Origin of the sequence: Pedobacter sp., from assembly GCF_035317785.1 — a bacterium.
GTDB lineage: Bacteria > Bacteroidota > Bacteroidia > Sphingobacteriales > Sphingobacteriaceae > Pedobacter.
Window position 1 is genome coordinate 1 of the sequence record NZ_DATHGC010000121.1, and the last position, 10,825, is coordinate 10,825.

General features: G+C 41.7%; 6 protein-coding genes and 1 tRNA gene. 2 read left to right on the forward strand and 5 right to left on the reverse strand.

Annotated features, from left to right (window positions below):
* A partial coding sequence (locus tag VK541_RS07345; RefSeq protein WP_324368435.1) for a 3,4-dihydroxy-2-butanone-4-phosphate synthase occupies positions 1 to 768 on the forward strand: 768 nt, incomplete at its 5' end.
* Positions 769 to 913: 145 nt separating this feature from the next.
* Positions 914 to 998: transfer RNA gene (locus VK541_RS07350), tRNA-Ser, on the forward strand.
* Here VK541_RS07350 and VK541_RS07355 read toward each other — a convergent pair.
* The 5 genes from VK541_RS07355 to VK541_RS07375 form a co-directional block, all read right to left on the reverse strand.
* Complete coding sequence (locus VK541_RS07355; protein WP_324368437.1) at positions 964 to 1,227, reverse strand: hypothetical protein; 264 nt, start codon at positions 1,225 to 1,227, stop codon at positions 964 to 966. The genes VK541_RS07350 and VK541_RS07355 overlap by 35 nt on opposite strands.
* Before the next feature lie 163 nt (positions 1,228 to 1,390).
* Positions 1,391 to 2,701, reverse strand: coding sequence for a PAS domain S-box protein (locus VK541_RS07360; RefSeq protein ID WP_324368439.1), 1,311 nt, complete (start codon positions 2,699 to 2,701; stop codon positions 1,391 to 1,393).
* Positions 2,702 to 3,439: 738 nt separating this feature from the next.
* A complete protein-coding gene (locus VK541_RS07365; RefSeq protein ID WP_324368441.1) occupies positions 3,440 to 4,141 on the reverse strand; it encodes an IS1 family transposase in 702 nt (233 codons plus the stop codon).
* Between the two features lie 474 nt (positions 4,142 to 4,615).
* The gene (locus tag VK541_RS07370; RefSeq protein WP_324368443.1) at positions 4,616 to 8,101 is read right to left on the reverse strand and encodes a DUF6443 domain-containing protein; all 3,486 of its coding nucleotides are present in this window, start codon (positions 8,099 to 8,101) and stop codon (positions 4,616 to 4,618) included.
* Positions 8,102 to 8,105: 4 nt separating this feature from the next.
* Positions 8,106 to 10,825: hypothetical protein (locus VK541_RS07375; RefSeq protein WP_324368445.1), on the reverse strand; the 2,720-nt coding region annotated here is incomplete at its 5' end.

A 10,825-nucleotide genomic window follows, 5' to 3' on the forward strand; every position in this document is an offset into this window, starting at 1 on the left:
GCACACGACCTGGCACGCCCGGGACATATTTTTCCACTCATCGCCAAGCAGGGCGGCGTTCTCAGAAGGACCGGACATACAGAAGCAGCAATCGATTTTGCGAGATTGGCAGGTTTTAAGCCCGCCGGGGTCATCTGCGAAATCATGAATGAAGACGGCTCGATGGCGCGTTTGCCGGAATTGGTGGAAGTGGCCAGAAAGCTCGACCTTAAACTGGTTTCCATAGAGGACCTTGTAGCCTACAGGATGCAGCACGACAGCCTTATCGTTAAGAAAGAGGACTTTGATGTGGAAACGCGTTTCGGTTCGTTCCGGCTCAGGGCATACCAGCAAACCACAAACAAGCAGATCCATATTGCGCTTACGAAAGGCAACTGGAATATCGGGGAACCGGTGCTTACAAGAATCAACTCGACACTCGTTAACAATGATATTTTAGGGACGCTGACCAACAACGCCGACAAGAAACTCGACGATATGTTCAAGCTTATTAACGATGAAGGTCAGGGCGCGATATTGTTTATCAACCAGGAATCGCCGTCGACGAATTTACTCCACAGGATTTGTGAACTCAAATCATTGCAGTCACAGGGCATTTTTAAAGCCCCGCAGATTATCATGGACATCAAGGATTTCGGGATTGGCGCGCAGATGCTGCACGATATAGACATTTCGAAAATCAGGCTGGTTTCCAATTCAGAGGAGCATACGAAACGCGTGGGGATGATTGGGTATGGGTTGGAGATTTTGGAATACGTGAAATATTAGCGATTGAAAATTCCTAATCCCAACAAAATGAATCAGTTGAAAACCGCTTCGGAAATAATTTGTTTTTTTGCCTAAATAGTTTTTGCGGAACGAAAAAGGTTGTTATATTTGCAACCGCTAACAGCAATATTAGCATGACCTTATTGGAGAAATGGCAGAGTGGTCGATTGCGGCAGTCTTGAAAACTGTTGACTGTTACAGGTCCGGGGGTTCGAATCCCTCTTTCTCCGCGAAGAAAACCGAAAGCTTTTGCTTTCGGTTTTTTTTATACCCAAAAAGTGTCGAAAGTTCACTTTCGTAAGCGTTTTGGGTATAAAAAAAAACCAAACGTTTGCAACGTTTGGCTTTCTTCGCAAGGACTACCTTCACGGGAACTGCGCAGCTAATCCCTCTTTCTCCGCTGATTAAAAGCAAGCCCCGCATGGATTTCCACACGGGGCTTTTCTTTTGGTACAACATAGGTACAACTATTTGCTTATAGGAACTATCCACGTTTTTGTGCCAGTAACCAGGGTTAATGAAATTTGACCGAGAGTAGCTTTTTTAGCGTACTGCACTTTTCAACAACTTTACCAAAGCAAGGTCACCACCAGGCAAATTGTCCGGGCAACTTTCTGGAGCATCACTCATCCCATCCTGTTTGCAATGCTTTGGCACTTATTTTTTTTATAATGTCATCAAGTTGTTGAGAAGCATTACTGATCAGTCGCATAATCTTAGCATTTCCGGGATCTGAAGTATCCTCAAAATTGAATAATGCGGTTAATCCCATAATGTTCGAAAGTGGTGCCCTGACCTCATGTGATTGCGACCATGCTATTTCCTTAAATTTCGCATTCTGCTTTTCAATCCTTCTCAAATAAAGATGTTGCGTAGTGATATCTCTCGAAAAGCAGCTGATTCCTATTATTTCATCATTAATATCGCGTATCGGATTAAAGCTGATTTCCTCAAATATTTCTTTGCCCTCGTATTCATCTTCCAAGATTATTTTATACGCTTCGCCTTTGAAGGCCCTTTCAAAATATTGCTGCCACCTTAAAAAGAGGTCTTTATCGAAATCCGATTCGTTTACAGTGCCATCTGTTTTGCCGGTAATCCATGCTATGCGCTTCCGGAAAGCATCGTTGGCACTGATAATATTATTTTGGCGGTCAACAGACCAGATTATATCGGTAGTATTATTAATGATAGCACGCAGGCTGCGCTCATCATTCGAGATTTTTTGTTGGATTTTTTTCTGCTCGGTGATATCCACAAAATAAACCGCAATGCCGTCCTTGGTAGGATAGACGTTCATCGACCCCCATACGCCAAGGGGGGCATATTCTTCCTCAAAATGTACGCTGACCTTCTCTGTCATGGCGCGCTCATATTCGGAGAAAAATTTTCCCTCTCTGGAATGCGGAAAAAAATCCCATAGGTTTTTCCCAATTACCTCTTCGCGCTTGCAGCCAAGCACCTTTTCAGCAGTCTTATTGAAATAGGTAACCTCCCAATTTTTGTTGAGCGCATAAAAACCGTCCGTAATGCTTTCGAGGATGTCGATAATTTCGGCGCTTTTTTCTGAAAGCGCCATTTCGGTCCGCACTTTCTGTTCGACGTCTACTGCCAGGACTGATCTTGCATCTCTACCGTTGAACTTTGTCCTGTGGGCATAGATATGCACATAAAATATATCGCCGTTTTTTCTGGTATGCTGCCATATCCCAAAGTCAAAGTAGCTGTCCGGGACATTAAGGTTGGCTTTTGTAAAAGATTCGATTTCATGTGATGGCCGTATCTGCGTGGCATTCATAGAAAGGAATTCTTTCCTGCTGTAGCCGTATTGATGCAGGGCCGCATCATTAACCGCTAAAAAATCATAGGTGCGGTCGTCATAGATATACATTGGCGCCGGACTTTCATTAAAGAGCCGTCCGTAATTTTTCATTTTTCTTGTAGTTTAGGGAATGGGGCAATTCGCTACCGTAAAATTATCCTTTTTCGTATTAGCAAGAGTGTTTTTTAAGACATTTATACGAATTGAGAAATAGGAAGCCTGCCGGCCGTCAGGTAGCTTGTTTAAGTTTTAGCTTGCTTCGCCTGTTATACCTTTCGGTCCCGGGTTTGGAAATACCCTGAAAGAAAAACTGGGTTTACACCAAATGAGTACAGAATTCCAACTAGGGTATTCGAATCCCTCTTTCTCCGCGAAGAAAACCGAAAGCTTTTGTTTTCGGTTTTCTATACCCAAAAGCGTCGAAAGTCCACTTTCGTAAGCATTTTGGGTATAAAAAAACACAAACGTTTGGTCTTTTTCGCAAGGACTCCCCTCCTGGGATCGGCGCAGCTAATCCCTCCCCTGATAGAAAACAAAAGCGCAACGTTATTGCAAACGTTTGTTTTTGCCAGCAGGGACTCTCCCCCCTGCTGGCGCGAGCGTCACGCTCGTGCCACTCAATTCATATCAATCTCTAAAACTGTCTGATCATTATTTCCATAATTTCTTGCGCTGCTGTTTTATAAATTAAGGTATTATGGTTTTTCTGTAATTATTGTAAAGTTTTTGGCGCGAGCGTCACGCTCGTGCCAGCGAGAGAGAATGTCCATGTCGTACAGTTTCAATCCCAGCTCATCCTGCCATTCCTGCCATTGAAGTTATATTATAAATCTAAGCAAAACCCCAAACTTATGACCAAAAATAAATCTTTAAAACAGAAATCAACACCAGCTTACTCCTGCTGAAACAAATGGTTTTTCTGTTTAATCTTTTCAAATGTGTTCGCAATGAAAGGTTTTTTCGCTCAATATGATTAGTGCCAAAGCGTTTGGTTTTATGAATACTTTCGTCAATAAGATATTTATAATGTTTTAATCTATCCGTATAAATCGCCAAAGGATTAGACAGTTTTACGGTATTTAATACAGCAACCAATGTGTTATTGGTTCTACGGCCAACATTTAAACCGACCACTTTTTTCGTTTCTCTCTCTAATGCATACACAATCCATATCAGTTTGTCTTTTCTTTTTACATAAGTCCTCATTTCATCAACTTCATAAATTTTACCTGTTGATATTATAGGCGGCTTGATGCTTTGGGCAATAAGCACAATCCTTTTCAATAGGGTAGTGATTGAAATTTTTAAAACTCTCGCAGTACTTCTTATACCTAAGCCTTCTTTGGTGAGTAGTATAATGTTTTGATTAGTATCTGAAAAATAGGCCCGATAAGTATAGTTCCCGATAAACCGTTTATTGCAACTCTTACAATAATATTGTTGCTTTTTGTTTTTAGTAGTTCCGTTTTTTATAACTTTTGCATCCTTACAATGAGGGCAACTAATATTTCCATCACTAACTCTGGAGCACGAAATGTCGTTTTGCATCATTTTGTTTCTTTTGAGACAATATTAAAACAAAAAGGATGGGCAATATTGCCCATCCTTTTTTAATTTAAGTTCAATAATTAATCATTTTCAACGCGTTAGGAATATAAAATGCTATATCACTAACTCTGAAACATTACCACTTTGTCGACATGGTATAAAATAATTTCATAAATATAAAAAACTGCACGTTTTGGAAACTGCAGTTTTTCTATACTTTGTGGGTACGGATTGTAAATTCGCGCCAGCGAGGGTGTCGTAATCCATTAGACCTCACGTCAATATTCAAAAGAAATATAATTTCATTCAAAAAAATCGGGGTGTAAAAAAATTGACTTGTGAACTTTTTCAACTAAATGTTCTCTATGACAAAAAAGTTGTTGCTGTTCGTCATTTTCTAATTTTGGCTGCACTGTAATAATGGCTGCATCTTTAAGCAATAAAGATTCCCCGCAAAAGCAACAAACGACTATTTCTTTATAATTTCCATCCATAATTCTTTGCTATTCTGTTAATCGATTTTTGAGACCAGTTTGCCATTGTTGTAATTATACCTTTTTCACCTTGAACTACAGCGTTAAACCGACCTGGTGTAATTTCCCGTAAAAATACGGTTGCCCCATCAAGTTGTTTAATCTGTCTTCCAAGTGTCATCGTCGTTCGAATCCCTTCGGAACTCAATACTCCTCCACGTGAAGCTGCCCCAATTCCGGCAATTCTTTCTGCTCCGTGCAAAGTTGTTACAATTTCAGAACTTTTACCAAAAAAACTTAAAATGGCTGACCATTCAGCTGTTGGCATAGCCCACGTTACTTGATGACCTAGAGATAAAAATATGTTGTCATCCCACGTTACTTCGAAACCCTGTCGCAACATTAATTGTTCATACTTTACTCTTTCGATAAATTCTTCCTTCTCCTCTTCAGTATGTACCTTAACCTTTTTTTTCTGCTCTTGATTTTTCTTCTTTTTCCGCTTTTCTTGCTTATTCGTTGTAGCTTCTCCCACTTCTTCTCTTTCTGAAACAGGAATATACCTTCCATTAGAATTACTTGTGCGTCCAAACGAATCCTCGCTATCCGCCCCTGAAGGATCGGCCCAAAATACTGGATTGTTATTATAAGCAATATATGGTGAAACGTCATGATGAACTACGGGATCTAATACCACCCATCTTGCAATAGCCGGATCATAATCCCTCATGTCCATGTCATACATATTCAACCCCAACTCACCCTGCCATTCTTTCCCATTATACTTATACTGATAATCTGCATTAGTCGAAGGCGGTACCGGCTTAATCCCCAATGGTTCCATCTCTTCCTTCGCATAATGCTTCACATCAGAACTGTAGTTTTCATGCTTAAGCCCAAATGGGTAGTAGTGGTTTTCTTCCAATATCTTAAGAACGTTTTCAGCCGGGTCGTTGCTGTAGCTGAGCCTGATGTTGCCGAGATGGTCGGTATAATTGTACACATAATTAAATGCGGCATCCGGATCCACAAGCGGATCGTTTGTGTAGTTCACGTATCCTTCTGTGGTTGGGAAAAACTGCAGCTTTTCGCCCTTGTACTGAAACCCGCTCAGGTAATCTGTCTTAACGGTGGCCGTACCGTCCCAGACTGCCTTTTGCAATTTCCTGCCTGCGGCGTCATAAATGTACGTAATCTTTTTATTCCCGTCTATAACAATCTCTATGGGCAGGTTGAGGTGGTTGTAGCTGATGCTGCTGATGTTCTTGTTCTGGTCGGTTCTCATGTTGCCAAACAGGTCATACACATAATCGTCTACCGTATCATTAGTGCCATCGCTGTCGTCGGTGAAACCTTTGGGAGAGTTGGTAGCATCGGTAACCTTGAGCAGCTGATTCGGTTTGTCCGTAGCATAAGTGTAAGTGAGGTCGTCAATAGGCTCCACCGTTGTGACGGTGTCCGAATTCCCGGTGCGGTGTAATGCCTGGATGTTGCCGTTCTTGTCATATTCGAGATACTCGTCATAATTGCCCACGCATGGCGTGCTTCCCGGCTTTTGGTATACAGCATTCTTTAAACGGTTCATCGCATCATATTCGAAGCCATAAGAGCGCAATATATTGTCGCTGCCCGATCGCCAATAGGTTTCTGAAATGTTGCCATTGTATAGGGCTTCAACGGGATAAGTTTCGCTGTCGGGCAGGTTATAGTTGATGTGGAATGCAAACAGATCTGGGATTTCATCGGCAAGGTTCCGCCTATCATTAATGTCGGTGAGCCATCCGCGGACGTTATACCTGAAATCTACCTTCTGTAATCCGGTGAAGGTGCTGATGTCTGTACCGCCTACCTTTTTAGAGATCAGGCCACCGAGATTATCGTAAGTGTTGTAGGAAAGCAACTCCCAAGGCTTATTGTTTGCCTTCTGCATATGTTTAAGCAAACGTCCTTGCGGTGTGTAAGAAAGCGAATCCTGGATGGTGAACAGTGTTCCGGCTCCATTTGTCTTTTTGTGTGACGTTTTGGTGTATAATACCTGTCCGGCAAAATCGTATTTTGTCTGCACTTCGTTGAAGCCATGCAGGTGTTCTGTAGTGTAATTGAGTACTGGGCGCGATTTTTTATCGTAGAAGGTATAGCCTTCTTCTGCTGCCGCTTCGCTCTCAACGGTGATCATCCTGGTCCACGAACCTGTGACCAGCCCTTTGGCATTGGCCTGTACGGCCTGGTTTTGGACATCCGTTAGTACCAACGGGCCGTGTGGGAAAGCATAATCGTCGTAATAGTTGATGGTTAATAATTCAAAATGGGGAGGCAGTGATCCAAAGCGGTATCCAACTGCGACAGACCCAATCATCGTGGTGTTGTCCCTGACGGCGTGGTCAATATTGACAGGATTGTCGTAGAACGTCCGCATCGTATTAATATCTTCCTGATAGGAGTTGTCTGAATACCACCCGGTGAAGCAAATCCTCCCGAGTAAGTCATACTTGGTATATAGCCATCCCATGGTCATATCGCCGAAAGGATCATAGACAGGTCCTGTTACGGTTGGCCTGTCGAGCATGTCGTAAAAAATATATTCCAGTTCCTTGCCGGGTAATTTTTTCTCAGCCAGCCGGTTGCGGAAATCGTAACGGTATTCATAGCAAATCCCGCCTAATGCTTCGGTTGTGACATTGGCCGAATCTACAAGCGGCGGGATTACAAAAGAAAGGTTTCCAAACTTATCATAAACATAGTACGTTTCGTGGCGTTGATTATCTTCAAAAGTGCACTTAAGGATCACTCGACCTTCCTTATCCTTAAATTCCATTGTGGTGTGGTCATCGTGCCCGTGCCAGTTTTCATCTTTCGTGACCGTCTTGTATAATGTATGGGCAGCGTAAAACCCATCGGAATTTAAAACAGGTTTGTATATGCCGTATGGGGTTAACTCTAATGTCACGTAAAAATTCCGAACCTCGTCCTGTGCATTAGTTTGGTATTCAAACCGTATTTCGTGCCCATTGCCCATTGCCCAATCGTCGCCGGGTGCCGCTTGTTTCATGATACGGTTCAGGGGAGAATTTTCAAATTCCTTTTGGATGTAAGCATTGCCAGTCACATCGAAATAAGGGTTTCCGGTTAATGCAGGATCCCCGTCAGAATAATAGCTTTGGACCTTATCTATGGCGTCTGGATCAAAATCGGCTACGTTGTCATTCCTGAATGGAAGGTATTGTTTTTGTTCGCGCCCAAATTCATCGTAGGCCATCGGCGTTATGATACTTTTGCCGTCAGCCGCCTGTTTGTAGGATACGTTTTGTATGGGCCGCCCCAAACCATCATAATATTTCACTTCCATTGCAGCCTCTTCGGGCGCTGGGTCTGCGATAGTAGAGACGGTAGCTATTTTATAGGTAACCGTACTGATATAATTCTGGTCGGCACTTTGTGCCGATACCCAAATTGTCACCAATAATGCTGCGAGGGATATAACTTTTTTCATCGTCCTAGTCTTTATAGTGATAACGGGTTTGTGAAAGCAGGTTGTTGTCTTGGTCGCGTATCTCGCCCAGCCTGTACATTTCATCATAGAAGTAGTTGGTCTTGATTCCTTTTGGGTCGGTGATGGTTGTCACTCCAACCAAAGGTTTGTAGGTGAAGCTTGTAACCATTGCTGCGGCCAAGGCCGGATCATTCCTGAGTGCATTGAGCGAAGTCGTGATATTGGCTTCGATACCGGTCTGGGAGGCAATTTTAATCGCGGTAATCAGCCCTGGCGGGATCTCGATATAGGGAAGTCCCTCGACTTTGACGAGTGGTTGTGTCCCATCGTCATTCCAAATATAGACCACCGGAACGCCGTATTCTTTTTTAAGTTCGATGGGATTGCCATTTGCAGGATCTACCATGGTGAACAGGATGCGGTTTTCGAGAGTTGCCGTGCCTTTTGAGGTTTGCACGATTTCTGGCTCAATAATGTTGTTGGTCCAATCTTTATAAGTGGTGTATTTGGTGGATAACAGATTTGAACCGTTGAAAATTTGTGTACTGATGACCTCCGCAACCCTGTTCTGTGCTTTTAATGCGGCCATATTCGGATCGGCGGGCAAATCATCGGGATAGCGGTTGATCGTTTTTAAGATCTCTCCTTCACTATTTGTTGTTTCAGTTCGTGTCAACTGCATGTGATCGGGATTGTCATAAAAATAATTGGTCGTGCCGCTGACAGTCCCTGTTAAAACTTCATTGTTATCGTAGAAATAATCGGTGTTTTCGCTGGATTTTTGATAGAACCAATATATCGGCAGGCTGTAATGTCCCAGCTCAAACATGTAATCCAATGAGTAAGGCATATTGTTGCCATTGAGGAGTGGATCATCGAGGTAGTTGTGCTGAAACATTTTAAATCCTTTTATATAGGATATTTTTGCTGTATCTTCTACATATTCGTTTATAACCTTATTAACGATATAATCATTTCCGTCGGAAGTTTTATAGGTTTCTTTCTGGATCAATTTTCCCCGTAGGTAACCTTTGTCGACCCTGATGACCCCTTTGGTATCGTAAAGATAATCAGCGTTTGTCGTGAATTTATAAATGCTGTAACCATTTGAGAGGCCTTGCGTATCTACATTTTTTTCTTTTACTTCACTATACACAATGCTATTGCCCTCAATACCATTTACAGAGTTCGAACTATAATTAGTCGAACTTACTTCTCTCCACATACAGCCACCAGTGGGAGCAGTTCCTGCCGGTGGAATCACATTACAGCATGCATGCGAACAATGAATTACTTCATTTGATTGAAATATGGTATAGATGTCATTAATCAGCTTGCCGGAACTATTTAAACTATTGTCGGATTTCAGATAACTGTATTCTTTTTTACCGATTACATTTTCATTATGGTCGATATTGCTGATACTTTTTATGCGGAGTCCCATTCCGTAATTGTTCTTTGGGGTCAAATCGATGTTATAGTATATGAGTTGTGTATCCATAACACTGATATTCTGCCCGTAAGCTTCAATAACGATCGTCCCGGAATTTAAATGCTGTAGGTTGATTGCCTGGGGAGAAGTATTGTGTAAAGGTCCGGAAGAGTAAAAAACGCCATTCGAATCGTAAATTGTAATTTTTCCATATTGATGTACAGTAGCAGGATTTCCTTGGTCGGAGTTATGAACTTCAAAATTTAATGTGGCATTCGCATCAACGGCATTAAAATCAATTACCTGGTACTGAATGCATTCCAAATTGTCTGGATCTGAACATGCAGTTATGAGTCCGTTATCTGAGCTTGGCCCGTTATAATAGGATGCTGCGTGCGATCCAAAACCGGTTCCTTGTACTAAATGCCCGCTAACGACATGTTTAGTAAATTTATCAAATTTATCGATCCCAAAATATTGGTTTGGTTCATATTCGAATACCGTTGTGCCTTTAGTAGGGTATTTTATCTTTTTTAGAATCCCTGCCTCAATCTTTGTAGAATCCACTCTTCTGTCAGCATTCCCGATATGCTCATAAGACCAAACTATACAATATGGGGAATAGGTGATAACTTGGTGTGGAATGGTAGTTAAGTTTGCTTTCCCATTATAGTATCCCCAAAAGTCAATTGATTTTGAATCTTTTGTTGGAAGGTTAACATCGGAATAAGTGAAAACAGTTTCTTCTCTATTGTCACTGGACATATCGTTAAAAATTCTGTCGAGTTTTAACCTGTGTGAATGCTGGTAAGTTACTCCAACCTGGTCTGCGATAAAATAGGAGTAATCAAAGTTTATTTTTTTGATATTATTGAATAGTGAAACGCCCGTTTTGGCCTGGATTTCAATATTGTCTAATTTCTTAGGTCCGTCTGTTAAAGTGTTGATATTGTTTTGATTGTAAAAATCCATTCTGCCAGAACTGGAATTAAAGATTAACCTTCCCTCGGGAAAATCAATCTGGTGTATTTTCTTGGTGATCGTCCGTAGCCTGTCCAAAGTGTTTATGACTGATGAAATCGTTTGTTTACAATAGACTTGATCATTCATACAGTTGAAATTTGGATTTGTATTCGTTGTATGTGTTATGACATTCCCATAGCTATTTTGTACAAGGGAACCACCGTCGATGTAACTAAATTCTATCAGGTCATGTTTTGGCGTCTCAATCTTGTCTACGAACCAAGCTGTCGAGTACAAAGGAGGCTGGTATTGTTGTAAAGTTTGTGATT

Excerpts from the sequence above, each read along its gene's own strand:
- VK541_RS07355 (WP_324368437.1), bottom strand. The coding sequence starts at position 1,227 with ATGTTGTACCAAAAGAAAAGCCCCGTGTGGAAATCCATGCGGGGCTTG.
- VK541_RS07370 (WP_324368443.1), bottom strand. The coding sequence starts at position 8,101 with ATGAAAAAAGTTATATCCCTCGCAGCATTATTGGTGACAATTTGGGTA.
- VK541_RS07365 (WP_324368441.1), bottom strand. The coding sequence starts at position 4,141 with ATGATGCAAAACGACATTTCGTGCTCCAGAGTTAGTGATGGAAATATT.
- VK541_RS07360 (WP_324368439.1), bottom strand. The coding sequence starts at position 2,701 with ATGAAAAATTACGGACGGCTCTTTAATGAAAGTCCGGCGCCAATGTAT.